This is a genomic window from Tistrella arctica, from assembly GCF_039630945.1.
GTDB lineage: Bacteria > Pseudomonadota > Alphaproteobacteria > Tistrellales > Tistrellaceae > Tistrella > Tistrella bauzanensis.
This window is the reverse complement of sequence record NZ_JBBKTV010000009.1, coordinates 196,505-223,503: the sequence shown is the minus strand read 5'-3', so window position 1 is coordinate 223,503 and position 26,999 is coordinate 196,505. Positions and strand designations below refer to the sequence as shown.

23 protein-coding genes and 1 pseudogene are annotated in these 26,999 nt (G+C 65.7%); 7 read left to right on the top strand and 17 right to left on the bottom strand.

The annotated features are described in order from the left end of the window. Complete coding sequence (locus tag WG924_RS21090; protein WP_345935022.1) at nucleotides 1-432, bottom strand: SufE family protein; 432 nt, start codon at nucleotides 430-432, stop codon at nucleotides 1-3. 178 nt (nucleotides 433-610) lie between these two features. Between WG924_RS21090 and WG924_RS21085 the strand changes: the two are divergent. The 4 genes and pseudogenes from WG924_RS21085 to WG924_RS21070 all read left to right on the top strand — a co-directional run bounded on the left by WG924_RS21085 (nucleotide 611) and on the right by WG924_RS21070 (nucleotide 5,142). Next, nucleotides 611-1,619 (top strand): annotated as a pseudogene (locus WG924_RS21085) (integrase core domain-containing protein). A 253-nt stretch (nucleotides 1,620-1,872) separates the two neighbouring features. Continuing rightward, entirely contained in the window at nucleotides 1,873-2,697 is an 825-nt protein-coding gene (locus WG924_RS21080; protein WP_345935021.1) for a hypothetical protein, read from the top strand. Then, nucleotides 2,684-3,547: a hypothetical protein gene (locus WG924_RS21075; RefSeq protein ID WP_345935020.1), complete on the top strand. Its 864-nt coding sequence runs from the start codon at nucleotides 2,684-2,686 to the stop codon at nucleotides 3,545-3,547. Before WG924_RS21080 ends, WG924_RS21075 begins: the two co-directional genes overlap by 14 nt. Nucleotides 3,548-4,656: 1,109 nt before the next feature. Beyond that, complete coding sequence (locus WG924_RS21070; RefSeq protein ID WP_345935019.1) at nucleotides 4,657-5,142, top strand: thermonuclease family protein; 486 nt, start codon at nucleotides 4,657-4,659, stop codon at nucleotides 5,140-5,142. Between the two features lie 99 nt (nucleotides 5,143-5,241). On the opposite strand, the gene WG924_RS21065 is transcribed toward WG924_RS21070, so the two are convergent. From WG924_RS21065 to WG924_RS21055, 3 genes are all read right to left on the bottom strand, one after another. After that, the gene (locus WG924_RS21065; RefSeq protein WP_345935017.1) at nucleotides 5,242-5,481 is read right to left on the bottom strand and encodes a ribbon-helix-helix protein, CopG family; all 240 of its coding nucleotides are present in this window, start codon (nucleotides 5,479-5,481) and stop codon (nucleotides 5,242-5,244) included. Then, complete coding sequence (locus WG924_RS21060) at nucleotides 5,478-5,897, bottom strand: putative toxin-antitoxin system toxin component, PIN family (protein WP_345935016.1); 420 nt, start codon at nucleotides 5,895-5,897, stop codon at nucleotides 5,478-5,480. Before WG924_RS21060 ends, WG924_RS21065 begins: the two co-directional genes overlap by 4 nt. 172 nt (nucleotides 5,898-6,069) lie before the next feature. Further along, complete coding sequence (locus WG924_RS21055) at nucleotides 6,070-6,315, bottom strand: antitoxin (protein WP_372044828.1); 246 nt, start codon at nucleotides 6,313-6,315, stop codon at nucleotides 6,070-6,072. A 195-nt stretch (nucleotides 6,316-6,510) separates the two neighbouring features. Here WG924_RS21055 and WG924_RS21050 point away from each other — a divergent pair, with 195 nt between their 5' ends. After that, nucleotides 6,511-8,109: a peptide chain release factor 3 gene (locus tag WG924_RS21050; protein ID WP_345935015.1), complete on the top strand. Its 1,599-nt coding sequence runs from the start codon at nucleotides 6,511-6,513 to the stop codon at nucleotides 8,107-8,109. A 37-nt stretch (nucleotides 8,110-8,146) separates the two neighbouring features. Here the strand turns inward: WG924_RS21050 and WG924_RS21045 are convergent, their stop codons facing one another. The 7 genes from WG924_RS21045 to WG924_RS21015 form a co-directional block, all read right to left on the bottom strand. Next, nucleotides 8,147-8,764 carry an AAA family ATPase gene (locus WG924_RS21045; RefSeq protein ID WP_345935014.1) on the bottom strand — a complete coding sequence of 206 codons (618 nt, stop codon included), beginning with the start codon at nucleotides 8,762-8,764 and terminating at the stop codon, nucleotides 8,147-8,149. Nucleotides 8,765-8,889: 125 nt separating this feature from the next. Further along, a complete protein-coding gene (locus tag WG924_RS21040) occupies nucleotides 8,890-10,662 on the bottom strand; it encodes a thiamine pyrophosphate-binding protein (RefSeq protein ID WP_345935013.1) in 1,773 nt (590 codons plus the stop codon). A gap of 155 nt (nucleotides 10,663-10,817) precedes the next feature. Next, the gene (locus WG924_RS21035) at nucleotides 10,818-12,122 is read right to left on the bottom strand and encodes a TRAP transporter large permease (protein WP_345935083.1); all 1,305 of its coding nucleotides are present in this window, start codon (nucleotides 12,120-12,122) and stop codon (nucleotides 10,818-10,820) included. A 2-nt stretch (nucleotides 12,123-12,124) separates the two neighbouring features. Then, on the bottom strand, nucleotides 12,125-12,736 hold the full coding sequence (locus WG924_RS21030; protein ID WP_345935012.1) for a TRAP transporter small permease: 612 nt from the start codon (nucleotides 12,734-12,736) through the stop codon (nucleotides 12,125-12,127). A gap of 77 nt (nucleotides 12,737-12,813) precedes the next feature. Beyond that, nucleotides 12,814-13,851, bottom strand: coding sequence for a DctP family TRAP transporter solute-binding subunit (locus tag WG924_RS21025; RefSeq protein ID WP_345935011.1), 1,038 nt, complete (start codon nucleotides 13,849-13,851; stop codon nucleotides 12,814-12,816). 176 nt (nucleotides 13,852-14,027) lie between these two features. After that, on the bottom strand, nucleotides 14,028-15,005 hold the full coding sequence (locus WG924_RS21020; RefSeq protein ID WP_345935010.1) for an alpha-ketoacid dehydrogenase subunit beta: 978 nt from the start codon (nucleotides 15,003-15,005) through the stop codon (nucleotides 14,028-14,030). Nucleotides 15,006-15,010: 5 nt separating this feature from the next. Then, nucleotides 15,011-16,042, bottom strand: a complete 1,032-nt coding sequence (locus WG924_RS21015) for a thiamine pyrophosphate-dependent dehydrogenase E1 component subunit alpha (RefSeq protein WP_345935009.1) — start codon at nucleotides 16,040-16,042, stop codon at nucleotides 15,011-15,013. A 486-nt stretch (nucleotides 16,043-16,528) separates the two neighbouring features. Between WG924_RS21015 and WG924_RS21010 the strand changes: the two genes are divergently transcribed. After that, nucleotides 16,529-17,404, top strand: a complete 876-nt coding sequence (locus tag WG924_RS21010) for a hypothetical protein (RefSeq protein WP_345935008.1) — start codon at nucleotides 16,529-16,531, stop codon at nucleotides 17,402-17,404. A gap of 29 nt (nucleotides 17,405-17,433) precedes the next feature. Here WG924_RS21010 and WG924_RS21005 read toward each other — a convergent pair whose 3' ends face one another. The 5 genes from WG924_RS21005 to WG924_RS20985 form a co-directional block, all read right to left on the bottom strand. Continuing rightward, complete coding sequence (locus tag WG924_RS21005) at nucleotides 17,434-19,041, bottom strand: class I adenylate-forming enzyme family protein (protein ID WP_345935007.1); 1,608 nt, start codon at nucleotides 19,039-19,041, stop codon at nucleotides 17,434-17,436. Nucleotides 19,042-19,248: 207 nt separating this feature from the next. Then, the gene (locus WG924_RS21000) at nucleotides 19,249-19,719 is read right to left on the bottom strand and encodes a YcgN family cysteine cluster protein (RefSeq protein WP_345935006.1); all 471 of its coding nucleotides are present in this window, start codon (nucleotides 19,717-19,719) and stop codon (nucleotides 19,249-19,251) included. Further along, complete coding sequence (locus WG924_RS20995; RefSeq protein ID WP_345935005.1) at nucleotides 19,716-20,159, bottom strand: acyl-CoA thioesterase; 444 nt, start codon at nucleotides 20,157-20,159, stop codon at nucleotides 19,716-19,718. Before WG924_RS20995 ends, WG924_RS21000 begins: the two co-directional genes overlap by 4 nt. Next, a complete protein-coding gene (locus tag WG924_RS20990; protein WP_345935004.1) occupies nucleotides 20,156-20,899 on the bottom strand; it encodes a glutathione S-transferase family protein in 744 nt (247 codons plus the stop codon). Before WG924_RS20990 ends, WG924_RS20995 begins: the two co-directional genes overlap by 4 nt. A 1-nt stretch (nucleotide 20,900) precedes the next feature. Further along, nucleotides 20,901-22,064 carry an iron-containing alcohol dehydrogenase gene (locus WG924_RS20985; RefSeq protein WP_345935082.1) on the bottom strand — a complete coding sequence of 388 codons (1,164 nt, stop codon included), beginning with the start codon at nucleotides 22,062-22,064 and terminating at the stop codon, nucleotides 20,901-20,903. A 597-nt stretch (nucleotides 22,065-22,661) separates the two neighbouring features. On the opposite strand from WG924_RS20985, the gene WG924_RS20980 reads away from it, so the two are divergent. Then, nucleotides 22,662-26,237 carry an indolepyruvate ferredoxin oxidoreductase family protein gene (locus tag WG924_RS20980; protein WP_372045165.1) on the top strand — a complete coding sequence of 1,192 codons (3,576 nt, stop codon included), beginning with the start codon at nucleotides 22,662-22,664 and terminating at the stop codon, nucleotides 26,235-26,237. A 28-nt stretch (nucleotides 26,238-26,265) separates the two neighbouring features. Here the strand turns inward: WG924_RS20980 and WG924_RS20975 are convergent, their stop codons facing one another. Further along, nucleotides 26,266-26,898 carry a dioxygenase family protein gene (locus WG924_RS20975; protein ID WP_345935002.1) on the bottom strand — a complete coding sequence of 211 codons (633 nt, stop codon included), beginning with the start codon at nucleotides 26,896-26,898 and terminating at the stop codon, nucleotides 26,266-26,268. Between the last annotated feature and the right edge of the window lie 101 nt (nucleotides 26,899-26,999).

Sequence of the window (26,999 nt, the reverse complement as noted above, 5' to 3'; positions counted from 1 at the left end):
TCACGATGCCCGCTTCAGGGCATCGGCGGCGACATCGGAAATCCGCTGCACCATGGCATAGAAGCCGTTGCGGCGATTGGGGCTCAGATGCTTGTCCAGACCGATGCGGGTGAAGATGTCGTTGATGTCGGTGGCGACGATCCGGTCGGCGGTCTCGCCCGAATAGGCGGTCATCAGCACGGCGATCAACCCGCGCACGATCTGGCTGTCGCTGTCGGCCCGATAGCGCACCACCGGCGGCGCCCCGGGCTCGACCGCACTCACCAGCCAGACCTGGCTCATGCAGCCCTCGATCTTGCTCTCGGGCGTGCGGTCTTCCTCGGGCAGCGGATCCAGCTTGCGGCCCAGATCGATCAGATAGGCATAGCGTTCCTCCCAGTCGTCGAACAGAGAGAAATTCTCGATCAGCTCTTCCGTCGCGGCATTGGCCATCGGGCGCGGGTCTCCGGCGCGGGTACGGGTGATTGCGGTTGAGGCCAAGATATCGACCCGGAGGGGGAGAGTGCAAGGTGGGGGTGGGGATGGGGGGGGTGCAGGCCGGTTAGATAGGTAACAGTTCAGCCCGCCGACATGGGTAACAGGTGCGCAAGATGGTCGCGGAGGTGCGACCATGGCGTGGCAAGAGACCTGTGTGATGGATGAGCGGTTGTGTTTCGTGTCGACCTGCCTTGAGGGCGGCGACAGCATCTCGGAGTTGTGCCGTGTGTTCGGCATCAGCCGGAAGACGGGGCATAAGTGGCTGGGTCACTATTGCCGTGATGGGGCGCGCGGCCTCCGGATCTGTGCTGGCCGGCGGCGAACACGATCGGGGGCATTCTTGTCGAGGCCGGGCTGAGCCGGGCGCGCAAGAGATGTCGCCGCATCGGGCCGCAAAGCTACCCGTTCCAGAGCTGCCGGGCGCCGAACGACGTCTGGTGCATGGACTTCAAAGGCTGGTTCCTGACCGGCGACGGGATCCAGGTAGATCCTCTGACGGTGACGGATGCCGAGAGCCGATACCTGATCCGGTGTGAGGCGGTCGGTCGTCCGGATCTGGCGCATGTGTGGCCGGTTCTGGAAAGCGCATTTTATGAATTCGGTCTACCGACGGCGATCCGCTCGGACAATGGAGCACCGTTTGCAGGGCGGGGTGCGGGAGGCCTGTCCCGTCTGGCGGTACGGCTGATCAAGGCCGGTATCCGGCCGGAGCGGATCGAGCCCGGCAAGCCGCAACAGAACGGGCGACATGAGCGGATGCACCTGACCCTTCAGGAAGAAACGGCCTTGCCGCCGGCCCGGAGCCTGAAGGAGCAGATGCAGCGGTTCCGGGATTTCCGCCAGAGCGTCAACCACGAGCGACCGCATGAAGCGCTGGATTATGAGGTGCCCGCCGCGCGCTACCAGCCATCGCCACGGCGTTTCGACGGCCGGCTCCGGTCGCCAGACTACCCAAATGACGCCGAGATCCGGAGAGTGCGCAGGACGGGAGAGATCAAATGGCGAAACCGAAGCCTGTTTCTGACCGAGGTGCTATCAGGCGAACCGGTCTGCCTGTTCGTGATAGGCCCGGATAGGTGGCTGATGAAATACACGGGCCCGTGGCGCTAGGCACGCTCAGGGGGAAGCCGGCTAAAGTTTGACGCGGGATCGCGATCCCGCACCAAACGAAGGCCGAAACCGAGCTGTCACCTATGTCGCAAGCCGGAAGCGTTATCCGTCTTTCCGGTTGCTTAGGCGCAGGCTCTACCCGCTCTATCAGCACCTTAGATCTCTTAATTTGGTTGATTTAATGGGAATCTATGCTGTTGATATTGGCAATCATGTGCTCATAGAATGATATACACACCTTCTGCCTTAAAGCACCTGCATCAGGCAACCAATTTGGGTAACAGAATGTCAAGAACCTTCGAATTGTTTCATCTGTCGCTGATGCAGCGTGCTCAACCGGATCTATTTGGAGATGGACCACAAAATCGTGAAGATTGGCTGTCCTCTGTATTAAAAGAGAAAATTGTGTTTACGGGAAGGGCTACAGAATATCATTGGATACCAGAGACTTGCAGTAAAATTATAATCGGAATCATTGTAAAAGAAGTAAGTCATTCATTTCATTTGCCGCCCGAGGAAGGTGGGACAGAAAAAAGAGACACTGAATGGCAAGGCGCGAGAGTTATTATTGATCATGCGAATCATCAAGATGGTCAAAGACTTGCTTTTGAATTTGATACAAGGATAGGAAAGCCGTCTCCATTGTTAAAATATCTTTTTGAATATTTAAATTCAAAACCCAATCATCCATATATTGTGGACGCCAAGCCGATATTTGATGCTTCAACCTTCTGGGATTTCGCCGGCCAGAATGGGAATTGCCTTAGAAGAGTGACTTTTGATTTCGTTGCTCCCAATATGTGGGACACGACTAAATCTCTCGATCAAGAACTAAAAAGAGCCCGAGATGACACAAATGCACAGAATATTCGAGTCGGATTCTATAGCCCTGACGGTATCAGCACGGAAAGTGATAGAATTAAGCAGGGAGTTGAATATAGTGAAAAGGGAGGTGGTGAAATTGAAGCTTTAGCAATGAGCGGATTGCGCTACAAATCTAAGGATAAGACGAAAAAAACAAAAATCGATATACAGATTCCAAATGATAATACGGAAGAAACTAGACTCTCTTGGCTGAGAGAAGCAGGAAAGATTCTTGGATTTGGATAGAAATATTGCATATTTGGCTATTTTTATTCTAAATTGTGGATTTTTATCCATCGCTATCGTGCACCCCTATTGGCTGAGTGATGAAGGCAATGTATTTTTTAGAAATTTCGTGAATCATGAGATATTAGCGTTTTTAGGGTTTGTGGTTACGATCAGCTTAGCTTCATCCTACAATCTTCTGGTTGAATTAGATAAATATGAAAATGATCGTCGAGACAGATTTTTCAAGACACGCTTAAGCTTGAAAAGAACATGTTATACATTAATAATTATATTAGGTGTCTCACTATTCTTAGTGGCAATTAAATCTTTGGCAAATTTCGAATTAATAATATTTGGCTTTAAAATTTCAAGTTCTATCGCTTTTAATATTATAGCCGCTAATATTATGTTTGTTGCCCTCAATTGCGTGCTTGATATGACCAGATCTGCTTTCAGAATTTGGTCGGAGCCTCTCACGCCCGAAATCAAAAGTAATACAAACTCTATAATTATTCCGCTAATGGATGGCGAAGAGTGCATCAAACATCTCTTTGGAACAAAAATAAAGAACTTTGACGATAAACGTGTAAGTGAATTAATTAGACTTGCCCCTTATGACAAGAAAATAAAATATTCCTTAGAATTTATGGGAATAATTGTCGAAAATAAAGATGATGAGACCTGCATACTCATTGCAGATGGGCATCATATTATCGATAATATTTTCGTGGAAACATGCTGGGATCAAACTTGGATTTTTGCTGCAAGGACGATAGAAGGAGTCGACTATTTTTCAGCAGAACGAAATTTCGGCAATAAAAAATATATGTACGTTAAAATAGGAATTATACATCTATCTAAAATTTAACGAGCTAAACACCCCTACTCATACCAAAGAATACACACAGACCTGTATCCAGTACCTCAACATCAACTAATGTGAGTACCTCGAAAATCCGTCGCACTATCCTGTGTTCTCACAATTCCCTCAGTACGAATGCCGAGAGAGACACTGAATGGGCAGGCAACCGAGGCGACGATAAAGACCGGGATCGTTAGCCTCGCGCCTATTTTCACCGCCTGATCTGGCTCGACAGACAAGCTTCACCAGCATAATGCCATTCAGCATGCTTCGTAAGAAAAACTGGGCTGCCAATCTCAGAAAATAGCGGATTTCAGGCACCCATGCATTCTTGGCAATCTCTCGCGACTCAAAGGTGGGCTATGGAGAGGTTCCGCCTGACTCCCAAAGTATCGCCCCTTATGCCCCCATAAGTTGCTTTTATTTCGATTTTATCCTCGCCCTTAACAGCTAAAATCAACCCTGAAGCTGATCGCCGCAGTCAGCTTCAGGGCCTGAGAAACCCTTCACATGCGGTGAGCTGGCTGCGTTTGTGGCTGGCGACTGCTTGCGGCCGGGGGCCCGGACGATGTCCAAGGGCGTGTGCCTGAAAAGTTCGGGGGTCGACGCGCATGGTCGGCTGAACTACCCCCGGTCGGAGCCTTGTATTCTCGAGGCTGTGCCAAACCACGTCCAGAGCGCGCCGCCGCTATACGGCATGGCGCGGTGGTTCATTTGAGATACGGACTGCGGGTTCATTGGGTCGGCCACATCCTGGCGGCGATAATTGAGATGAGCGGCAGAGTAACAGTTGCAATCGACAGGATTATCCCTCGCCGCTGCCGCGCATAGCGTGGTTTTCCTTTCCCTCAATCTGTCGTCATGGCATCGTCGCGCCGGGAGCCGGAGGACGCAGCCGGTTTCTGGGGCCTGAGAAACCCCTTCACATGCGGTCAGCCGAACTGAAATCGGTTAACTTGGCTCTTGCGGCCGGGGGCTCGGACGTATGTCCAAGGTTCCGCCTAAAGGTCCGAGGGCCGCTCATGTGACGGTTTTCTCAACCCCGGCCACCAAGCCAAAAGCTCAAGCGCATATCACGGCGGGCGCGCCGTTCTGCGCTTCAGTTGGTGGACCGGATGAGACGGAAAGGAGCGGCATGCGCCGCCGCCCTGGCGGTGGCGTTGCTGTCGTGCCCTGCTCTCGCCCGGGAACTGACCGGCGCGGCGCGGGTGATCGATGGCGACACGCTGGAGATCGCCGGGGAGCGGGTCCGGCTGTATGGCATAGATGCCCAGGAAGCCGCGCAGAGCTGCACCGGCGCCGATGGCCGGGTCTGGCCCTGCGGGGCGGCCGCGGGCGAGGCCTTGCGGGCGTTGACCCAGGGCCGCGAGGTGATCTGCGTCGTCACCGGGCGCGACCGGTACAAGCGGTTTCTGGCGCTGTGCCATGCCGGCGGCGAGGATCTGGGCGCGCGGCTGGTGCGCGACGGCATGGCCGTGGCCTATCGGCGCTATTCACGCATCTATGCAGCCCTGGAAGCCGAGGCCCATGACGCCGGGCGCGGCATCTGGGCCGGGCGGTTCGAGATGCCGGAGCTGTGGCGACATCGCGGCCGGCAGTGATGCGCCTTGCGCCGCGCGGCCGCGGTGCAAGGCGGATCTCACACCCGGCATTGCGCCATGATCATCAGATCACCGGGCATCAGATCACCGGGCGGCAGATCATCGGGCCGATCGGCGTTCCCGCGCGTCGGCCTCATCCAGCCGGTCCAGAATGTCGAGCGCGCCTTGCCGGTCGGCGTCGGCTGCCGCCGCGCGGAAGCGGATCTCGGCATCATGGGCGGCCAGGGCGGTGGTGCCCAGTTCCTCCATCAGCTTGTTGAGGCTGACACCGCGCGACGCCGCCAGTTGCTTCAGGCGCTGCGCCGTGTCGTCGGGCAGGCGGATGGTCAAGGTGCTCATGTCATCTGCTCCAGGCATTGCGACGGGGTCAGAACCAGAAGATCGTTCCAACGCAGTTCGCCGCCGCGCACGTCCCTGACATTGTGGGTGACGATCGCCCGCGCGGCTCCGGCGATCGCCAGTTCGATCAGGTGGTTGTCGCCTTCGTCCCGCAAGTTGGGGCGCCAACCGTAATAGATCTTGATCCACTGACCGGCGGCAGCAAGGGCCGCCAGCACCTGGCCGCGTTCCTCCGCCGTCGTCTGATCGGTCCACACCGGCCGCGCCAGCAGATCCTCGTATTCCAGCCACAGGGCATTGGAGAACAGCGGCCGATAGCCACCCTCCAGGCAGCGCCGCAACACCTGACGCGAGGCTCCGCCCCCGGAACGCAGAGCGGAAACGAAAACATTGGTGTCGATGACCAGTGGAATCATGATGACAGCATATGTGCTGTCACTAGCGACCTCAAGAGCGATGTCGTCCACCCCTCGACCGCCGGATTGGCGCGAGCGCCGGGCCAGAGGCAACGCTCGCCGCAGCTTTCCCCTGCGGATTGCGGACAAGGTCGGACACGATATTGGTGTCCAGAAGGTGCAGATCAGCCATTCAGAGGTCGATATCGTCGAGCGGAGGCAGACCGTCATCCACGTCCGGAAAGGTGTCATCGATCGGGTCCAGCGTCGCCAGAAGCGCAAGCAGTCCCGGTCTGGCAACGGGTTCGATGACCAGCCGCTCACCCTCGCGGTGGATGATCACCTCGTCACCCGGCAATTCGAAGCCCTGCGGGATCCGCACCGCCTGATCGGGCCCGGCCCGGAACAACCTGGCATGACGCATATCCATCTTCGCCATCCTCGCCTCCTCCTGCACCTGCCGCCGGCCGGTCGAGGGCCGCCGGAGGGTTCCGGTGCGCGGGTTTCAACCGCGCCGCCCGCCGATTATGACGGCCGATCCGAGCGAAGTCCCTGGAAAATCGCGGCTGGACGGGTTACCTATCGCCGCTTGAGATGCCTTGTTGTTCCCGTCCATCCGAACCCGTTCGAGCGCATGACCGACATCACCGACATCGGCGCCGAGATTGCGCGGCGCCGCACCTTCGCGATCATCTCGCATCCCGACGCCGGCAAGACCACGCTGACCGAGAAGCTGCTGCTGTTTTCGGGTGCCATTCAGATGGCCGGTGCCGTGAAGGCGCGCGGTGAGCAGCGGCGCGCGCGGTCGGACTGGCTGAAGGTGGAGCGGGAGCGCGGGATTTCGGTCTCGGCCTCGGTGATGAGCTTCGAGTATGGCGACTGCGCCTTCAACCTGCTCGACACGCCCGGCCATGAGGATTTCTCGGAAGACACCTATCGCACGCTGACCGCCGTCGACAGCGCGATCATGGTCATCGACGCCGCCAAGGGCATCGAGGAACAGACCCGCAAGCTGTTCGAGGTCTGCCGTCTGCGCGACGTGCCGATCATCACCTTCGTCAACAAGATGGACCGCGAGGCCCGCGACCCGCTGGAGCTGATCGACGAGATCGAACAGACCCTGGCGCTGGATGTCGCGCCGGTGTCGTGGCCGATCGGCATGGGCCGCACCTTCCGTGGCTGCTATGACCTGGTCGACGACCGCATGGTGCTGATGGATCGCGGCGACCGGTCGAGCATCAACGATGTCTCCTTCGCGGTCTCGGGCCTCGACGACCCGACCATCGGCGACCATCTGCCGCGCGACCAGTGGGAAGAGCTGAAGGATCAGGTCGCCATGGTCCGCGAACTGTGCCCGGCCTTCGACCTGAATGCCTATCGCGAGGGCCATCTGACGCCGGTGTTCTTCGGCAGCGCGCTGAACAATTTCGGCGTGCGCGAGCTTCTGGAAGGTGTGGCCCGGCTGGCACCGCCGCCGCGCCCCCAGCCCGCCACCCCGCGCGACGTGGAGCCGACCGAGGACAAGGTGACCGGCTTCGTGTTCAAGATTCAGGCGAATATGGACCTGAAGCACCGCGACCGCATCGCCTTCGTGCGGCTGTGCTCGGGCCATTTCAAGCGCGGCATGCGCCTGTTGCCGGTGGGCTCGGCCAAGGCCGTGAATGTGAGCGCCCCGGTCATGTTCATGGCCCAGGATCGCGAGATCGCCGACGAGGCGGTGGCCGGCGACATCATCGGCATCCCCAATCACGGCACCCTGCGCATCGGCGACAGCCTGACCGAGGGCGAGGAACTCCACTTCACCGGCATTCCGTCCTTCGCGCCGGAAATGCTGCGCCGCATCCGCCCGGACGATCCGATGAAGGCCAAGCATCTGGGCCGCGCCCTGGAGCAATTGGCCGAGGAAGGCGTCGCCGCCGTGCTCAAGCCCCGGATCTCGACCTATTTCGTGGTCGGCGTGGTCGGTGCCTTGCAGTTCGAGGTGCTGGCCGACCGCATCCGCACCGAATACGGCATCCCGGTGATGTATGAGACGGTCGAGGCCTATGCGGCGCGCTGGGTGTCGGGCGATCCGGCCGAGATGAAGCGGTTTTCCGACACCAACGGCTCGTCGCTGTCTGATGACCACACCGGCCGGCCGGTGTTCCTGGCCCGCAATGCCTGGCACCTGACCCGCACCGCCGAAGACTGGCCGAAGCTCAAATTCGACAAGGTCAAGAATCAGGTCAACTGAGCCGGGGCCGGCTGAAGCGGGGCCAACTGAGCCGGAACTATCCGGCGCCGGCGGCGTCGCAATCCGGGGGCAGCGCCGCCAGCACCGCCTCGACCCGCGCCTGCGGATCGATCAGGCCCGATGGCATGCGCAGCACCGCCATGTCGGGCGCGAAACGGTCGAGCAGACCTTCGATCAGGATCTGGTATTTCAGTTGCAGCCAGGGGTTGGGCGAGCGCACGCCATCCTCGACGAAGGGTATGGCGCCCGAGGGCAGCACCACCACCAGATCCAGCGGCGCCATCCGTGCCACCGCATCATCGGCCAGGGCATCGGTGGCGGCGGTATCGCCGGCAAAGCCGTAATGCAGCCAGAAGGCCAGGGTGTCGAGCGGCGAGCGGTCGGTGATCACCCCGCCGGCGGCGGCCAACGCCTGATCGCGTTCGGCGACATGCTGGTCATACAGGGTGCGGACCAGGGCGCGGAACTCGTCCCAGCCCAGGCTGTGCAGGTCCAGCCCGCCTTCGATACGGGCGCGCATATGTTCCGGCACCACCGGCAGCCCCAGATGCCGGCCCAGCGCCTCGACCAATGTGGTCTTGCCGGTGCCGGCACTGCCGGTGATGGCGATACGGGGGCGGCGGCCGGGGACATCGGCGGCTGGTTGATCGGGCATGGGGGCGGGCTCCGCACAAGGCATCATGGCGGGCCGATCGACCCGCCATGACAGCCTAGCACGAAGCCCCCCACCCGTCAGGCCCACGCCCGATCAGGCCAACTCCCGGTCAGCACCACGCCCGATCAGGCGACGCGATCGCCCTTCTTGGCCTTCACCGCCCGGCTGTCGACGCCCGGCAGCATGTTGGCGGGGTCGCGGGTCACCACCACGTCCAGCACCGTCGGCCGGCCGCGTTCGGCCATCGCCTTGGCCAGCGCCGCCGGCAGGTCGTCGGGGTTCTCGACCCGGATGCCCTGGGCGCCCATGGTCTCGGCGATCTTCGCGTAATTCATCTCGCGCAGATCGCTCGACTGATAATTGCCGGTGCCATACATCAGGTGCTGCAACGCCTTCACATAGCCCGAGGCGGCGTTGTTGACGATGATCAGCGTGAAGGCCAGATCCATGCGCAGGGCGGTTTCAAGCTCGCCCAGCGTCATGTTGAAGCCGCCATCCCCCGTCAGCGCCATCACCGGCCGGCCGGGTGCCGCCAGCGCGCAGCCCATCGCCCCCGGCAGGCCATAGCCGATCGAGGCGAAACCGCGATCGGGCACGAAACCGCGCCCGGCGCGCTTGGTGTCGAACAGCAGCCCGCCCCAATGGGCGGCGAAGCCACCATCGGCAACCAGCAGCCCGTCTTCGGGCAGCGCCTTGGTCACCTCGGTCATCAGCCGGGCCATGGTGATCGGGCGCTCGTCGGAGGCAAGCTTGGGGGCCACCTCCTCACGCCATTTGGCCATGCGCGCGACGACCTCGTCGCCATAGGCCTTGCGGGCCACGCGGGCCGCGTCCGCACCCGGTGCCAGCGCCTCGTCCAGCGCCTGCAGGCCTTCCAGCGCATCGCCCCACAGCCGCACCGTCGCCGGATAGCAGCGGTCGAATTCCTCGGCCACGATATCCAGATGGATCACGGTCTTGCCCGCCGGCGGCACCGAATAGCGCTTGGTGGCGATTTCACCCAGCTTGCAGCCGATGACGAAGATCACGTCGGCACGCTCGATCACATCATTGGCGATGCGGGTATAGCGGCCGAAAATGCCCAGCGACAGCGGATGGGTGCAGGCGATGGCGCCCTTGCCCGACAGGGTGTGGGCCACCGGAATGCCATGGGTTTCGGCGAAGGCCTGCAAGGCCGGCGCCGCCTGCGACAGATGCACGCCGCCACCGGCCAGGATCACCGGACGCTCGGCCTTGGCGAGCAGATCCACCGCCCGCGCCAGATCGGCCGAGGCTGGCCGGCAGCGCAGCGAGGGGGCGGCTTCCGATGCCGGATCGGCATAGAAGTCGGATGCGGCGAAGACGATCTCGTCATGGGCCACGTCTTCCGGCACATCGAGCAGCACCGGACCGGGGCGGCCGGAGGTGGCGACCGCAAAGGCGCGCCGCACCAGTTCGGGGATGCGGGCGGTGCGCTCCACCCGGATCACTTCCTTGACCACCGGCCGCAGAATGTCGAGCTGCCGGGTTTCCTGGGTCATGTTCTTCCAGGAATGGTCGCGATGGGTGTCGCCGACGATGGCAACCACCGGCACGCCGGCATTGTAGCTCTCGACCAGCGCCGTCACCAGATTGGTGGCGCCTGGCCCAAGGGTTGCGTCGCAGACGCCGACCCGGCCGGTCACCCGGGCATAGGCGTCGGCTGCGAAGGCGCCGCAGCGCTCGTCATTGATCAAGGCATGGCGCAGGCCCAGCCGGCGGCAGGCATCATAGAACGGCAGCAACTGAAAGCCGCCCATGCCGAACAGCGGGCCGATACCATGGGCCAGAAGCATGCGGGCAAGTGCCTCGCCGCCGGTGATCGGACCGTCCGGCAGTGCATTGGCACCGGGGGACATGCCATCTTCGCGCGTGGTCATGATAGGATATTCCTCTTATGCGTTCGCTCGACGGCGGAACTTGGCAAGCCGGCCCCGGTCCCGCCTCCCCGGGCGGCAAACGGCCGTCGGGGAGGCGGGTGTGATGGAAGGCGCGGCGGATCAGGTCGGGTCAGGTCGGCTCAGGGGCGCGCGTATCAGACGACATAGCCCAGAGCCTTGGGCAGCCAGAGGGCGATATCGGGCACGGCCATCATCAGGCCCAGCAGCACCACCATCGACAGCACCATCCAGATCACCCAGGGCACGGTGGATTCGATCGGCACCTTGGCGATCCGGGCGGTGACGATCAGATTGACCGCGACCGGCGGCGTGAACTGACCGATGGCGATGTTCAGCGCCATCAGCACGCCCAGCCAGGTGAGGTTCCAGTCATAGGTCTGGGCCACCGGAATGATCAGCGGCAGGGTGATCAGATAGATCGACACCCCGTCGAGCACCATGCCGGCGAACAGCAGGATCAGCATGATCGCGGCCAGGATCACCCAACCATTGTCGGTGATCGACAGCAGCGCGTTGGCGGCGCTGTCGAATGCCCCCAGCGTGCCGCCGGCCCAGGCGAAGATACCGGCCAGCGCGATGATCAGCATGATCACGGCCGAGGTTTCGGCGCTTTCGGCCATGGCCTTGTAGATGTCGCGGAAGCTGAGTTCCCGATACACGAACAGGCCGATGAAGATGCCGTAGAACACGGCCACGACCGCGGTTTCGGTGGGGGTGAACAGGCCCGAGCGCAAGCCGCCCAGAATGATCACCGGCGCCATCAGCCCCGGCAGAGCCTGGACGAAGATGTCCATGAACCGCCGCTTCGGGCCGACATCGCCGACTTCCGTGGCGCCGAAACCATGCTTGCGCGAGATGATCAGGGTGGGGATGGCGATGAAGATGCCCGCCAGCAGGCCCGGCGTCAGCCCGGCCGCGAACAGCGCCCGGATATCGGTGCCCGGCACCATCACGCCATAGACGATCAGCGCGATCGAGGGCGGAATGAGGATGGCGGTGGAGGCCGCCGCCGCGATGACGCTGGCCGAAAAGGCGTTGGGATAGCCGGCGCGGCGCATGCTGGGGATCATCACCGTCGCGACCGCGGCCGCATCGGCGGGGCCGGAGCCGGCCATGCCGCCCATGATCATGCAGACCACGATGGCGACCACCGCCAGCCCGCCACGACGCGGGCCGACGAAATAGGCGGCGAATTCGACCAGACGGCGCGCGACGCCCGAGCGTTCGAAGATGACGCCGGTCAGCACGAACAGCGGGATCGCGATCAGCGGGTATTTCGCGATGCTGTTATAGGTGTTGGTGCCGACGGTGCCCAGCGCGTACTGGTCGAGCCCGGTGAGGATACCGGCGACACCCGACAGGCCAAGGGCGACCGCGATCGGCGTGCCCAGCAGCAGCAGCAGCAGAAAGGCGCCGATCAGGATGATATTGGCCGACAGCATCATGCGCTGGTCCCCCGCTTGGCACCTGTCGGATCGGCGGCATCACCCGGCAGAACGTCGTCGCCGGTGGCCGGATCGGTCAGCATCGCATCCGCCCTGTGGGCGCGCCATTCGCGCCGCGCACGGCCGATGACCCGGGCGATGATCGCCAGCGAGATCAGCGGCAGCCACACGGTATAGATCCAGCTTGGATAGCCGAGCGCCGGCGAGGTTTCGCCGAATTCCCACTCATCCAATGTCAGCTTGGCGCCATACCAGGCAACCAGCGCGAACATGATCAGGGTCAGGGCATGGGTCAGCATCATCACCGAGATGCGGGCGGCGCGCGGCAGACGGTCGACGATGGCGGTGATGCGGATATGGCCGCCACGGGTAAAGGCCAGGGAAGCGCCGATCATGGTCATGAAGACCAGAAGGAAGATCGAGATTTCCTCGGTGGCGGCGAATGAGGCATTGGTGGCATAGCGCACCACCACATTGCCGAAGCTGATCACGCAGATGCCGGCCATCGCGGCAGCGGCCAGAACCTCTTCCACACGGCCACTGACGGCCGGGCGGTCGACGTCGCGGACGGCTTCGGGCTCGTCATCTTGCACGGGGCTGGAGGCCACGGCGATCGTTCCCCGATTGTTGAAGGACAAGGCGCGCGGCGCCGCCGGAACGGCGCCGCGCCGGGGTGGCGATCCGCTTACTGCTTGCGGTTGGCCACCGACTCCTCGGCCGTCTTCACCAGATCGGGGCCGATCTCCTTGGCCCACTTCTCATAGACGCCGCGGGTGGCGTCGACAAAGGCCTGACGCTCGGCATCCGACAGACGGGTGACGGTGACCCCCATGCCCTCGATGTCCTTCAGGGTCGCGTCGTCCTGCTCGGTGATCCCCTTGCGGGCGACCTGGACACCATAGACGCCGGCATCCACGGCGGCCTTGCGCAGCAGATCCTGATCCTCAGGCGTGAACGTGTCCCAGACCCGCTTGCTGACGCCGAAGATCAGCGGATCGGCGACATAGCCCCACAGCGTCACATGCTTCTGGCCGACATTCTGAAGCTTGGCGACGGTGAAGATGCTGAGCGGGTTTTCCTGGCCGTCGACGGCACCGGTCGCCAGCGCCGGCTGGGCATCGGCCCAGCTCATCTGGGTGGGATTGGCGCCAAGCGCGGTGAAGGTGTCGAGATAGAGCGGCGAGCCGACCACGCGGATCTTCAGGCCGTTCAGATCGGCCGGGGTCTTCACGTCGAGCTTGGAATTGGTCAACTCGCGGAAGCCGTTCTCGGCCCAGCCCAGCGGCACCACGCCGCGCTTCTCGATGATCGAGAACAGTTCCTTGCCGACCGGGCCCTGGGTCAGCGCGTCGAGCGCCGCGTAATCGGGCATCAGGAACGGCATCGAGAAGATGTTCAGTTCCTTGACCTGCGGCGACCAGTTGATGGTGGAGCCGACCGCCATGTCGATGATGCCCTGGCGCATCGCGGCGAATTCCTTGGTCTGGTCGCCCGAGACCAGCTGCGCGCCGGGATACACCTTCATGTTGATGCGGCCATCCGACCGCTCACGCACCAGTTCCACCCACTTCTCGGCAGCCAGGCCCCATGGGAACGGCGCCGGCACCACGGTGGATACCTTGTATTCCTCCTTGTAGTCCGCGGCCTGCGCGGACAGGGCGGTGACCATCAGGGCCGCGGCGGCAACAGCGCCGGCGGCCGTCTTGAAGACACGCATCATCATCGGTTCGTTTCCTCCCTCGGGGTCTTTTATCGCAGCCGGCCCGGCCAGGATCCCATCCGGCCCGCCGGCAACGGGTTCATTCTTGGCGTTCTTTGCGCCTTTGGGAAACACGCAACATCGACGCGGATTGCGTTTTCCAGCAAAGCCGCCACCGCAACCGGTGGCGGCCCCCATCATCAGGCGGCGCCCAGCGCCACCTTGACCGCCCGGCAGACATCGCCGGCGGTGATCTTCAACTGGTCTTCCATCGGCGGCGCATAGGGCACAGGCGCCCGCGGCGCGCCAAGCCGGCGCACCGGGCCGTCGAGGCGGTGGTGCAGCTCCTCGGCGATGGTGGCGGCGATCTCGGCACCGAAGCCGCCAGCCTGCACCGCTTCATGCATCACCAGCGCGCGCCGGGTGCGCGACACGCTGTCCAGCACCAGCTCCCGGTCCCATGGCCACAGCGTGCGCAGGTCGATGACCTCGATGTCGATCCCCTCGACACCCATGGCCGCCGCCGCGTCCAGCGCGGTCCACACCGCCGCCGACCAGGTGACGATGGTGATGGCGCTGCCCTTGCGGCGCACGACACCACGGCCGAATTCGGCCGGCGCATCGGTTTCGGCCGCAGGCCCCTTCAGCGCCCACAGGTTCTTGTGCTCCATATGCACGACCGGGTCGTCGGACCGGATCGCGGCCTTCAGCAGCGCGTAGTTGTCGGCCGGGGTCGCCGGCACGGTCACCACCAGCCCTGGAATATGGGCGTACCAGGCTTCCAGCGACTGCGAATGCTGGGCGGCCGACGACCGCCACATGCCGATCGGCTCGCGCACCACCAGCGGCACGCGGGTCTGGCCGCCGAACATATAGCGGGCCTTGGCCGCCTGATTGACCAGTTCGTCGACGGCACAGAGCGCGAAATCGGAGAACCGCATCTCGACCACCGGCCGGGTGCCGTTCATCGCGGCGCCGACGGCGGCGCCCATGATGGTCGCTTCCGAAATCGGGGTGTCGACGATGCGGTTGGCGCCGAAGCGCGCCTGCAGGCCGTCATACTGCTTGAACACGCCGCCGCGGCCCAGATCCTCGCCCAGCGCCCAGACCAGCGGGTCACGGTCCATTTCCTCGGCGAGCGCCAGCCGGCCGGCTTCGAGATAGGTGATGTCGGCCATGGGGGTCAGCCTTCCCGGGTCCAGAAGCGTGTGGGGGCGCCGGCATCCTGCACATCGTCGAAGGCGAGCGCGGCGGGGGCGAAGGGGGCGGCCTCGGCATCATCGAGCGCGCGGGTCATCTCGTCGGCGGCAGCCTGTTCCAGCGCATCGATCTCATGCGCGCCGACACCGGCCGCTTCCAGCACCGCGCGGTTGCGGCGCATGGGATCACCCTCCCAGCGGCCCTCGGCCTCGCCCGCCGGGCGATAGCCCGCAGGGTCGGAGGCGGTGTGGCCCAGCAGGCGATAGGTGCGGGCATGGATCAGAATCGGGCCGTCGCCGGCCCGCAACCGTGCCACCGCCTCACGCGCCGTCTCGTCGACCAGGGCCAGATCATTGCCGTCGATCTCGATCGCGGTCACGTCCATCGACCGCGCGCGCGCCGCGGCGCCGTCACCGGCGGTCAGTTGCGAGGTGCGGGTGGTCGCCGACCAGCCATTGTCCTCGCAGACGAACAGCACCGGCAGATTGAAAACCTTGGCCCAGTTCAGGCCTTCCATGAACGGGCCGCGATTGATCGCGCCATCGCCGAACAGGCAGACCACCACCTGATCGCCGCCCTTCAGGCGGATCGCCTGGGCGGCACCGACCGCGATCGGGATGTTCGCCGACACCACGCCATTGGCGCCGAGCATGCCGACCGAGAAATCGGCGATGTGCATCGAGCCGCCGCGACCGTTCGAGGTGCCGCCGGCCTTGCCCAGCAGTTCCAGCATCATCGCCCGGGCGTCGGCGCCCTTGGCCAGCGTATGACCATGACCGCGATGGGTGGACAGCAGCAGGTCGTCGCGACGCAACTGCGCGCACACGCCCGCCGCCACCGCTTCCTGTCCGATCGACAGATGCACCGCCCCCAGCACCGATCCCCGGGTCTGGCCGGTTTCGGCCGCCCGTTCAAAGGCGCGGATGCGGGCCATCAGCCCGTGAAGCGCCGTGAGGCGCGCAATATCGCGATTGCTCGCGGCTGCCGTTACGGCGCCGTCCTGACCGTCGGTCATGAGCGACCTTATCCTCCCTGTCCCGTGTCGGATGGGCTTGTTTCTTGGTTCGTGGCTGCCGGGATGCCCTTGGCGGGCCGCATCGCCGTGGACGGTGTGCCATTGGTCAGTGCACCCGTCCAGCCACGCCGACAGGATCACGATAGCGGGCCGCGCGAAGGCCTGTCAAATCCGGGTCCAATAACTGGACCATGATCGTCACTTTTTTTGTCGCCGCCCCCATATCAGCCCGGACAGGAATGCTGCGACAGGACAATCGGTCAGCCATACAGGTCCATTATATGGATCAATGACCATGGAGCGGCGGCGATGGTGGTCTGGCGCCGGGTCCAGATCATGGTGCCCCACGCTCGACGCGGACCGGATGGTCGGGGCATGATGCAGCCAGACAGAGCCGGGACCCGGGTCCGGTCAGGTCAGGCGCCAAGGCGCCGGCCGCCGCCACGATCCCACCGCCACCCGGCCGACAGGGAGGAGAGACAGCCCATGACCAACGCGACGATACCGCCGGCCGCGACCAGCCTTCATCCGCTCGCGCCCCCCCCGATCGTGGCCGACAGCGTCACCCGGCTGGGGCCGGAGGCCGAAGGGGCCGTGCTGGTGGCGGCAAGCCATGGCGGCGCCTATGCGGCCTATCTGGCGGCGATGTCGCGGGTGCGCGGGGTGATCCTGAACGATGCCGGCATCGGGCTGGACCGCGCCGGCCTCGCCGGACTGGATCTGGCCCAGAAAATCGGGCTGGCCGCCGCCACCATCTCTCATGACAGCGCCCGGATCGGCAATGGCCGGGACATGCTGGCGCGCGGGGTGATCTCGCAGGTCAATGTCGCTGCGATCGCCATGGGCGTGGAACCCGGCCAGTCCTGTGCCGAAGCCGCGGCCCGCCTGGCGGCGGCCCCCCTGCCCTTCGCCCGGCCGGCGCCCTATGCCGAAGCGCGCCGGGTGCTGCAACCGCGTGGCCCCCGTGGCCCCCGGATCGTGCTGATCGACAGTGCCGCCCTGGTCAAGCAGGACGAGGATGCGGGCCAGGTGGTGGTGACCGGCAGCCATGGCGGCCTGATCGGCGGCGATAGCTGGAACGCGATCAAGACCGACGCCTTCGCCGCCGGCTATAACGACGCCGGCATCGGCATCGACGATGCCGGCACCACCCGGCTGGCAGCCCTGGACGCCCGCGCCATCGCCGGTTTCGTGGTCGATGCCGCCACCGCCCGGATCGGCGAGGCGGCATCCACCTATGAAGACGGCCTGATCAGCCGGGTCAACCGCCGCGCCCATGCGCTGGGCCTGCGCGCCGGCCAGTCGGCGCGCGAGGCGGTGGAACTGCTGCTGGATGCGATCGAGGGCCGGATCGAGGCCTGATCCGGTCACATCCGATCCGGCCCGCCCGGTCACACCGCCGCGGCGCGTTCGAAGGCGCTGATATAGGGCTCGCGCAGTTCCCGCTTCAGCACCTTGCCGATCGGGCTGCGCGGCAGTTCGTCGCGCAACTCCACCGCCGACAGCCGCTGCGCCTTACCCAGACGCTCGTTCGCATAGCGGCAGATCTCGTCGGCCGTGGCCGTGGCCCCGGGCTTCAGCACCACCAGACCCAGCGGCGTCTCGCCCCAGGCACGGCTGGGGATGCCGATCACAGCGGCGTCGGCGACGTCGGGATGGGTGAACAGCACCGCTTCAAGGTCGACCGCATAGACGTTGAACCCGCCCGAGATGATCATGTCCTTGCGCCGGTCCAGCAGCCGCACGAAGCCGTCCTCGTCGACCTGGCCCATATCGCCCGAGCGCAGGAACAGCCGGCCCTCGGCGTCGTGCCACATCATCTCGGCGGTCTTGTCGTCGAGATTGTGATAGCCGCTCATCATCGCCGGCCCCCGGCCGACCAGCTCGCCGATCTGGCCCTGGGGCAGTTCGCGACCCTCGTCATCGATCACCCGGATCTCGGCGCCGTCCGACGGCCGGCCGACGGTGTCGAGCTTGTCGGGGAAGGCCATCACATCCAGCAGGCAAGACAGGCCGCCTTCGGTGAGGCCATAGATCTCGACCATGCCGCCGGGCCAGCGACGCGCGATATCGCGCTTGGTCTCGGCGCGCAGCGGCGCGCTGGTCGACAGCTTCATCTGGAACGACGACAGGTCGTGGCGGTCGAAATCGGGATGGTCCAGGATGCGGGTATACTGCACCGGCACCAGCATGGCATGGGTCGCCCGCTTCGCCGCCGCCAGTTCCAGGAACCGCCCGGCATCGAACTTCGCCATCAGCACCGCATGGCCGCCGAACAGCACCGTCGGCAGCAGTGCCGCCAGCGTGGTGTTGGAATAGATCGGCGTCGACACCATCGACACGGTGTCGGGCCCGAAGCCCATGGATTGCAGGCGCCGGGTCTGGGCGCCGCGCATCTGGTGGCTGTGGACGATGCCCTTGGGCACGCCGGTGGTGCCGGAGCTGTAGATGATGTTGAACAGGTCTTCCGAGCCGATCTCGACCGGCGCCGGAGCGGCGGGCGCGGCCGCCAGCCAGTCGGCAAAACCGGTCCAGCGGTCGCCGCCCGCCTGATCGGCGCCGAAATCGAAGCCGACCAGCCGCACATCGCCCAGCCGGTCCAGCGCCGGCCCGATCAGCGGCAGCGAATAGGCATCCACCGCCAGCAGCCCGGCGCCGCTGTCGGTGACCATCGCCGCCAGTTGCTCGGGGCTGGCCAGGGTCGACAGGGGCACCGCACAGGCGCCGGCGCGCAGGCTGGCCATGTACAGCGCCAGCACATCCACGGCGTTGCGCGCCAGCATCGCGACCTTGTCGCCATGGCCGATGCCGCTTTCCTGCAGGGCGGCGGTGATGGCATCGATGCGGGCATCGAAGCCCTGCCAGTTCAGATGGGTGGTCTCGTCTTCCACGGCGGGCGCGGCCGGCCGCTCGGCGGCATGGGCGCGGATCGCGTCGCTGATGTTCAGGAAGTCTTTGGCATTCTCGCGGATATGGTCGGTCAGGGTCTGGCGGCGCATGGTCTTCCTCCGGGTGCCGCGCTTAAGGCCTTGGGGCGGTCCAACGGCACTCGGCCCGTGGACCCCGGTATTGCGCGGCCTGATTGTTCAGGCATCGAACCCCCGGCCAGGCCGGCGGTCAAGATGGTGGATTATTGGCCCGCCATGCGGAATTAGAAGGTGATCCGGCCATGCGGCCCGGTATTAATCGGGCCATGCGGCCCGGTATCAATCCGGCCATGCGGCCACGTGGTCGAACAGGCTGTCTTCGTCGACCGTCTCTTCCGACACCACGCGGCCATGGGCGCCGACACCCGCACGGCGAACCGATGCCGGGTCGCCCGAGACCAGCGGATGCCACCAGGGCAGGTCGCGGCCCTCGGCAACCAGCCGGTAGGCACAGGTGCCCGGCATCCAGTCCAGCGCCGACAGGGTATCGGGGGTCAGGACCACGCAATCGGGGACGATGGCCTTGCGGTTCGGGTAATCGCGACAACGGCAGCTATCGCAGTCGAGCAGGCGGCAGGCGACATCGGTCGCCAGCACGGCGCCGGTGTCTTCATCCTCCATCTTGACCAGACAGCATTTGCCGCAGCCGTCGCAGAGCGCGTCCCATTCCCCGGGCGTCATCTGCGACAGGGATTTGGCCTTCCAGTATGGCAGGCCGGTGTCGTCGGTCATGCGCCGGTCGTCGGTCATGTGCCGGTCACCAGCGGTTCCAGCGCCGCGCGCAACTCGGCCGGCAACGATACCGGCCGGCGGCTCTCGCGGTCGACATAGACATGGGTGAAGCGGCCCTCGGCGGCAGCCAGATCGGCATCGCCGTCGAACAGCGCGATCTCGTAGGTGACGGCGCTGTTGCCCAGCCGCCCGACCCGCAGCCCCGCGGTTACCGGCTCGGGGAAGGCCAGCGAGGCCATGTACCGGCAACTGCTTTCCACCACCAGCCCGATCACATGGCCCGCATGGATGTCGAGCGCACCGCGGCGGATGAGATATTCGTTCACCACGGTGTCGAAATAGCCGTAATAGACCACGTTGTTGACATGGCCATAGACGTCGTTGTCCATCCAGCGGGTGGTGATCGGCAGGAAATGGCGGTAATCCGCGCGGGTGCCGCGGGTGGGCCTCTCGGTCATGCGGTCTCTCCTGATGTCGTGCCCTGCGTGGCGCCGGCGTCGTCGGGCACCTCGTCCGGGTCGCCATGGCGCGCCAGCACCGCCGCCACCTGCGGCACGCCGCGGGCGGCATCGGCGATCCGCCCCAGCTCCGGCACCGTGGCCGCAAAGCGCGCCCGACCACCGGCCCAGCCCGACATCACCGCCAGGTACAGATCGATGGCGGAAAACCGCTCGCCCAGAAACCACGGACTGCCGGCCTCGGCCGCCATCATCCGCCACAGATCGTCGCGCCGTGCCGCCATCGCCGCCTGGAAGGCCGCGATCGTATCGGCCGGCACCGCCAGATGGTCGGCATGTTCGGCAATGGTGATGTTGGGATAGATCTCGGCCACCAGAAACAGCAGCCAGCGCAGAAAGGCCGGCCGGTGCGACGATGACGGCTCCGGCGCCAGCCGCGCCCCGGCCGGCCCCGCCATATCCGCCAGATGCAGGATCATGGCGGCGCTTTCCGTCATCACCACCGGTGCGCCGCCGGTCACCACCGGCGGCAGCAGCAGTACCGGTACCTTGCCGGTCGGGTTCAGCGCCAGCAGCCGGTCGCGGCCCGCCCCCGGTTCCAGATAGGGCAGATCCTCCACGACATGGGGCAGCCCGGTCAGCGCCAGCGCCATCTCGATCACCGCCGACCCACAGCCCGGCGAGCCGATCAGCGTGGCAATGGTGGCCGGGGACGTGGTGGCCGGGGACGCGTTGGTCATGTCAGAGCGCCGCCTCATAGATCGCGCGGGCGTCGTCGAGCGTCACGCTGCGCGGGTTGTTGATCAGCAGCCGGGTCTGCTTCATCGCATCCTCGGCCAGCAGCGGCAGATGATTATGACCCACCCCCACCTGCGACAGCCGGGTTTCCAGCCCGAGATCGGCCGTGAGCCCGCCTAGCGCATCGGCGAAGCGGGCCGACACCGCGCGGTCGCCGCCCGACCGGTCGATGCCGGGGAAGACGATCGGGGCCAGTTCGCCATAGGCCCTGGCCGCGGCCTCGTTCTCCAGGTTGAAGCGCAGCACATGCGGCAGGACCAGCGAATTCGACAGCCCGTGGGGCACATGGAAATGCCCGCCCAGCGGATAGGCCAGCGCGTGGACCGCCGCCACCGGCGCATTGGCGAAGGCCTGGCCGGCCAGCAGCGCGCCCAGCATCATATCGGCGCGGGCCGCCCGGTCGCGGCCGTCGCCGCACACCCGGTGGATGGCCCCGCCCAGCAGCCGCAGCGCCTCGCGCGCCAGCACGTCCGACAGCGGGTTCTTCTTATGCGCGCTGGTGTACGCCTCGATCGCGTGGACCATGGCATCGACGCCGGTGGCCGCGGTCACATGGCGCGGCAGGCCAAGGGTGAGATCGGCATCCAGCAGGGCCACATCGGGCAGCAGCAACCCCGACACCACGCCCTTCTTTTCGGCCGCGCCGGTGGTGACGATGGAAATCGGCGTCACCTCCGATCCGGTGCCGGCCGTGGTCGGCACCTGCACCAGCGGCAGCCGGCGACCACGGGCATTGCCCACGCCATAGATCGTCTCTAGCCCCACAGGGGTCGCTGCCAGGAAGGCGACCAGCTTGGCCACGTCCATGGAACTGCCACCCCCAAGGCCGACCACGCCGTCGATGCCCTGAGCGCGCGCCTCGGCGGCGGCGGCCTCGACCACCTCGGCCGGCGGATCGGCGACCACGCCGTCGAAGACCAGCGGTTCAAGACCGGCGGCAGCCAGGCTGTCCAGCCCCACATCCAGCAGGCCGAATTTGCGCACACCCGGATCGGTCACCACCATCACCCGCGTCGCCCCCAGATCGCGCATGATCTGGCCAAGCCGCGCGCAGGCGCCGGCCTCGCTGACGATGCTGCGGGTGGTCTCGAACACGAAGGACGGCAGTGTGGTGGTGCTGGTGGGTGACGACATGGCGGCGGCGGCCTTCCCTGGTCTGTCCGGCGCGGCTTCTGCCGGACGTCGTGAACCGACCCGACGTTGCGCGGGTTTCGCCGCAAGGATGGAAGCGGCGCGGCCGCGGGTCAAGTCGCGCCGCCGATGCGGACATGATCGCGGCCGGGAACGGCCGATGCCGGTGGGCCGCCCTGGATTTTCCGAATGACGCGCGCATATTATCGGATGACGATCGCCTTCTGGTGTATCGAGGTCCATATACAGGCAGATCAACGGCGTGAATGGGTCAGCAACACTGTCCAACACTTGACGGGCTGGCCGGCCAGGCGCCACCATGGCATGTATCGGCCGGGTGCACTGCGCCCCGCGGCGGCGGATCTGGCCTGCCGCGACCCAAGAGGCATGACGTCCATCAGGACGGCAGCGCCGGCCGATCCGAAGCCCGCGGCCTGATGCCATGGCAGGCAGAGGCGGATCCGCCCCTGATGCCGCCACCGCATCGCGGATGACCGCACGCTCCAGGGAGGACGGGTCGACATGGCGACCAGCGAGACGGGGACCGCGCAGACCGCGCCGGGTCCACAGAACATGACATCGGCCGCCGCCGCCGTCACTGATGGTGCCGGCGCACCACGGGTGAGCCTGGACGACAAATATACGCGGCCGAGCGGCCGGATCTATGTCACCGGCACCCAGGCGCTGGTCCGCGCCCTGCTGCTTCAGGCCGAGGCCGACCGCGCGGCGGGCCTCGATACCGGCGGCTTCGTGTCGGGCTATCGCGGGTCGCCGCTGGGCGGGGTCGATCAGGTGCTGTGGCAGGCGAAACGCCATGTCGACAAGGCCGGCATCGTGTTCAATCCGGGCGTCAACGAGGATCTGGCCGCGACCTCGGTCTGGGGTACGCAGCAGTTAAAGGTCGGCGGCGGCAGTTCGGACAAGGATGGCGTCTTCGCGCTCTGGTATGGCAAGGGCCCGGGCGTCGACCGCTCTGGCGACGCGATCAAGCATGCCAATCTGGCCGGCACGGCGCCGATGGGCGGCGTGGTCGCGGTGTTTGGCGACGATCACACCGCCAAATCGTCGACCGTCGCCCATCAGTCGGAACCGGGGCTGATCGCGGCGCATGTGCCGATCCTGAACCCGGCCACCATCGGCGAACTGGTTGACTATATCCTGGCCGGCTTCGCGCTGTCGCGCGCCAGCGGCTGCTGGGTGGGCGTGAAGGCGCTGGCCGACACGGTGGAAGGCTCCGCCTCGATCGAGATCGACCCCGCCCGCCACCGCTTCCGCCTGCCCGACGACATCACCCCGCCGCCCGGCGGGCTGCATATCCGCTGGCCCGATCCGCCGATGGATCAGGAAGCCCGCCAGTTCCGTCACAAGCTGCCGATGGTGCAGGCCTGGGTGCGGGCCAATGGGCTCGACCGCGTCACCCATGACGCGCCCCGGCGGCGCTTCGGCATCATCGCGGTCGGCAAGGCCTGGGGCGATGTGCTGGAAGCGCTCGACCTGCTGGGCATCGATGCCGAGCGTCTGGCCGCCGCCGGCATCGTGATCTACAAGCCGGCGCTGACCTGGCCGCTGGAGCCGGTGAACGCGGTCCGCTTCGCGCGCGGGCTCGAAGAAGTGCTGGTGGTCGAAGAGAAGAAGGCGATCGTCGAGGAACAGCTCGCCCGCCTGCTCTATGGCCTGCCGGATGCCGACCGGCCGCGGCTGTCGGGTAAGACCGATGCCGAGGGCCGGCCGCTGTTCCAGCAGGACGGCGCGCTGGATCCGCTGGCCATCGCCCGCGCCATCGCGGTGCGCTTCGGGCTGGATCAGGCATCGACCGCACTGGTCACCGCCTGCGGCGGCGCCACCGCGGGGGCCGCCTCCACCGGCAACGAACCGCCGGTGCCGGGCCGGTCGCCCTGGTTCTGCTCGGGCTGCCCGCATAACAGCTCGACCAAGCTGCCCGAGGGCAGCCGGGCGCTGGCCGGCATCGGTTGCCACGGCATGGCCATCTACATGCCCACCCGCCGCACCACGCTGTGGAGCCATATGGGCGCCGAGGGTGCCGCCTGGATCGGTCAGGCGCCGTTCTCGAAGGACGCGCACATCTTCCAGAATCTGGGCGATGGCACCTATTTCCATTCCGGCCTGCTGGCGATCCGCGCCGCCATCGCCGCCAAGGTCAACATCACCTACAAGATCCTCTACAACGACGCCGTCGCCATGACCGGCGGCCAGCCGGTCGACGGCCAGTTGCTGCCCTGGCAGATCAGCCAGCAGGTGACGGCCGAGGGTGCGGCCCAGGTGATCGTGGTGACCGACGAGCCCGACAAATATCCGGCCGGCACGCCCTGGGCCCGGGGTGTCACCATCCGCGACCGCGACGAACTCGACGAGGTCCAGCGCGAGCTGCGCACCATGCCGGGGGTCACGGTTCTGCTCTATGATCAGACCTGTGCGGCCGAGAAGCGCCGGCGCCGCAAGCGCGGCACCATGGCGGACCCGGATCTGCGCACCTTCATCAACCCCCGGGTCTGCGAGGGCTGCGGCGATTGCGGCACGGCATCGAACTGTGTGTCGGTGAAGCCGCTTGAGACCAGTTTCGGCCGCAAGCGCCAGATCGACCAGTCGAGCTGCAACAAGGATTTCTCCTGCGTCGACGGCTTCTGCCCCAGCTTCGTGACCGTCAGCGGCGCCAGGCCGGCGAAGCGACCGGCCCCGACCCCGAAGGTCGCCGCCGGCCAGGACCAGCCGGCCCCCGATGCCGGGCTGCCGCTGCCGGCGATCGCCCCCCCTGAGACCGGCCGCGCCAATATTCTGGTCACCGGCATCGGCGGCACCGGCATCGTCACGGTGGGCGCGCTGATCGGCATGGCCGCGCATATCGAGGGCCGCGCGGTTTCGGTGCTGGACCAGACCGGGCTTGCGCAGAAGAACGGCGCCGTCACCTCGCATGTCCGGGTGGCGCCGTTGAGCGCACCGCCGCCGGGCGGACGGGTGCCGCCGGCCTCGCTGGATGCGCTGATCGCCGCCGACATGGTGGTGGCGGCCGGCGCCGAGCCCCGTGCCACCTATGCGGCCGGCCGCACCCGTGGCGTCGCCAACAGCCATGTCGTGCCGATCGCCTCGTTCGCGGTGCAGCCCGACATGGATATGGGCGAGGGCGTCACCGCGATGGCGGTTGAGGCCTCGATCGGCCGCGATGCGCTGGAGCGGATCGATGCCACCCGCATCGCCCGCGCGCTGTTCGGCGACAGCCTCTATGCCAACCCGTTCCTGCTGGGCATGGCCTGGCAGAAGGGGCTGGTGCCGGTGGGGCTGGATGCCCTGCGCGAAGCCATCCGCCTGAACGGTCAGGCGGTGGCGATGAACCTGCTGGCCTTCGGCTGGGGCCGCAAGGCCGCGGTCGACCGCGCCGCCGTGCTGCGCGCGGCCGGGCTGGACCAGCCGGCGACCGCGACCGCGCTGCCGATGATCGCCGGCGGCCCCGACCCAGAGCGCGCGGCCCTGCCCGATCTGGTCGATTTCTACGCCGGCGAACTCACCGCCTATCAGGATGCCGGCTATGCCGCGCGTTATCGGGCGGTGGTGGCGCGGGTCGAGGCGGCGGAACGCACGCTGCCGGGCCAGGGCGGCGATCTGCGCCTGACCCGCACGGTCACGCGCTATCTCTACAAGCTGATGGCCTATAAGGACGAATACGAGGTCGCCCGGCTTTATACCGATGGCAGCTTCGCCCGCGCGCTGAAGGCCGATCTGCAGGGCGGGCGCCGGATCACCCTGCATCTGGCACCGCCGATCCTGGCGCGGCCCGATCCGGTGACCGGCCGGCCGAAGAAGATGACCTTCGGCCCCTGGATGCTGGGCGCGATGCGGGTGCTGGCCGGCATGAAGCGCCTGCGCGGCACCGCCTTCGATCCCTTCGGCCGCACGGCGGAACGCCGCAAGGAACGGCAGTTGATCGAGGATTATATCGCCCGGATCGACAGCCTGCTGCCCCGGCTTGCCCCCGCCACCCGCGACACCATCCGCGACATCGCGGCGGTGCCGGAGCGGATCCGCGGCTATGGCCATGTCAAGGACAGCAATCTGCGCACGGCCGAGATCGAGGAAAAGCGCCTGCTCGCCCGGCTGGATGCCGGCGCCGATACGGCGCGTGTCGCGGCGGAATGAGGTGATCCGGCAATCGCCGTCGCTGCCCTCAACCAGCGGCGACGGCGATCACCAGATCGAAGCGAAAGCCATCCGCGCCGTCGCCGGCCATCAACAAGGCGTCGCGGTATAAAAAATCCCGGTCATTGCCGGGCTCGCCCGGAAAATACAGCTGCGTGGTCAGAACCGGTCCGCCCGGTGCCTGGGCGCGCAGATGGATATGGCGGGTGCGGCCGGGATACAGCCCCGGCCGCAGCGTCGCCAGCGCATAGCGGCCGTGTTCGTCGGTGAACTGATGGCCGCGCATACGGAAACCCCGATTGTCATAGCGGCCATCCGGCGCCGCATGCCAGATATCCAGCAGGGCACCGCCGACCGGCCGGCAGGCCCGGTCCAGCACCTGCCCGCGCACCTGGATCACCGCCCCCTCACCCGCCGCATCGCCGGTGAAATCGGCCTTCAGCGGTGATCCCGGGGTGAAATAGGGGCCGGCGGTCTGCGCCGGGGTGGGGGCGTCACCGTCATCACAGGCCGGGGTGGCGGCACGCGCGCGGCCCGGCCTCAGCGACACGCCACCCAGCACCACGGCCGGCACGATCAGGGCGCCCGCGCCGATCAACCGGCGTCGCGACATCGGCCCGTGAAGGCCCTCTCCACCGCCTGCCGCCTTCGATCGCGCCATCGCCCGCGCCCTCCGCTGATCCGGTATCCTCACGAAATCGACACCCATCAGGATAGCAGGCTGTGGAACCATCATGTCCAGCCCCGCCCCCACCGGTCATC

Excerpts from the sequence above, each read along its gene's own strand:
- WG924_RS21090 (WP_345935022.1), bottom strand. The coding sequence starts at position 432 with ATGGCCAATGCCGCGACGGAAGAGCTGATCGAGAATTTCTCTCTGTTC.
- WG924_RS21080 (WP_345935021.1), top strand. The coding sequence starts at position 1,873 with ATGTCAAGAACCTTCGAATTGTTTCATCTGTCGCTGATGCAGCGTGCT.
- WG924_RS21070 (WP_345935019.1), top strand. The coding sequence starts at position 4,657 with ATGAGACGGAAAGGAGCGGCATGCGCCGCCGCCCTGGCGGTGGCGTTG.
- WG924_RS21065 (WP_345935017.1), bottom strand. The coding sequence starts at position 5,481 with ATGAGCACCTTGACCATCCGCCTGCCCGACGACACGGCGCAGCGCCTG.
- WG924_RS21060 (WP_345935016.1), bottom strand. The coding sequence starts at position 5,897 with ATGATTCCACTGGTCATCGACACCAATGTTTTCGTTTCCGCTCTGCGT.
- WG924_RS21055 (WP_372044828.1), bottom strand. The coding sequence starts at position 6,315 with ATGGCGAAGATGGATATGCGTCATGCCAGGTTGTTCCGGGCCGGGCCC.
- WG924_RS21050 (WP_345935015.1), top strand. The coding sequence starts at position 6,511 with ATGACCGACATCACCGACATCGGCGCCGAGATTGCGCGGCGCCGCACC.
- WG924_RS21045 (WP_345935014.1), bottom strand. The coding sequence starts at position 8,764 with ATGCCCGATCAACCAGCCGCCGATGTCCCCGGCCGCCGCCCCCGTATC.
- WG924_RS21040 (WP_345935013.1), bottom strand. The coding sequence starts at position 10,662 with ATGACCACGCGCGAAGATGGCATGTCCCCCGGTGCCAATGCACTGCCG.
- WG924_RS21025 (WP_345935011.1), bottom strand. The coding sequence starts at position 13,851 with ATGATGATGCGTGTCTTCAAGACGGCCGCCGGCGCTGTTGCCGCCGCG.
- WG924_RS21020 (WP_345935010.1), bottom strand. The coding sequence starts at position 15,005 with ATGGCCGACATCACCTATCTCGAAGCCGGCCGGCTGGCGCTCGCCGAG.
- WG924_RS21015 (WP_345935009.1), bottom strand. The coding sequence starts at position 16,042 with ATGACCGACGGTCAGGACGGCGCCGTAACGGCAGCCGCGAGCAATCGC.
- WG924_RS21010 (WP_345935008.1), top strand. The coding sequence starts at position 16,529 with ATGACCAACGCGACGATACCGCCGGCCGCGACCAGCCTTCATCCGCTC.
- WG924_RS21005 (WP_345935007.1), bottom strand. The coding sequence starts at position 19,041 with ATGCGCCGCCAGACCCTGACCGACCATATCCGCGAGAATGCCAAAGAC.
- WG924_RS21000 (WP_345935006.1), bottom strand. The coding sequence starts at position 19,719 with ATGACCGACGACCGGCGCATGACCGACGACACCGGCCTGCCATACTGG.
- WG924_RS20995 (WP_345935005.1), bottom strand. The coding sequence starts at position 20,159 with ATGACCGAGAGGCCCACCCGCGGCACCCGCGCGGATTACCGCCATTTC.
- WG924_RS20990 (WP_345935004.1), bottom strand. The coding sequence starts at position 20,899 with ATGACCAACGCGTCCCCGGCCACCACGTCCCCGGCCACCATTGCCACG.
- WG924_RS20980 (WP_372045165.1), top strand. The coding sequence starts at position 22,662 with ATGACATCGGCCGCCGCCGCCGTCACTGATGGTGCCGGCGCACCACGG.
- WG924_RS20975 (WP_345935002.1), bottom strand. The coding sequence starts at position 26,898 with ATGGCGCGATCGAAGGCGGCAGGCGGTGGAGAGGGCCTTCACGGGCCG.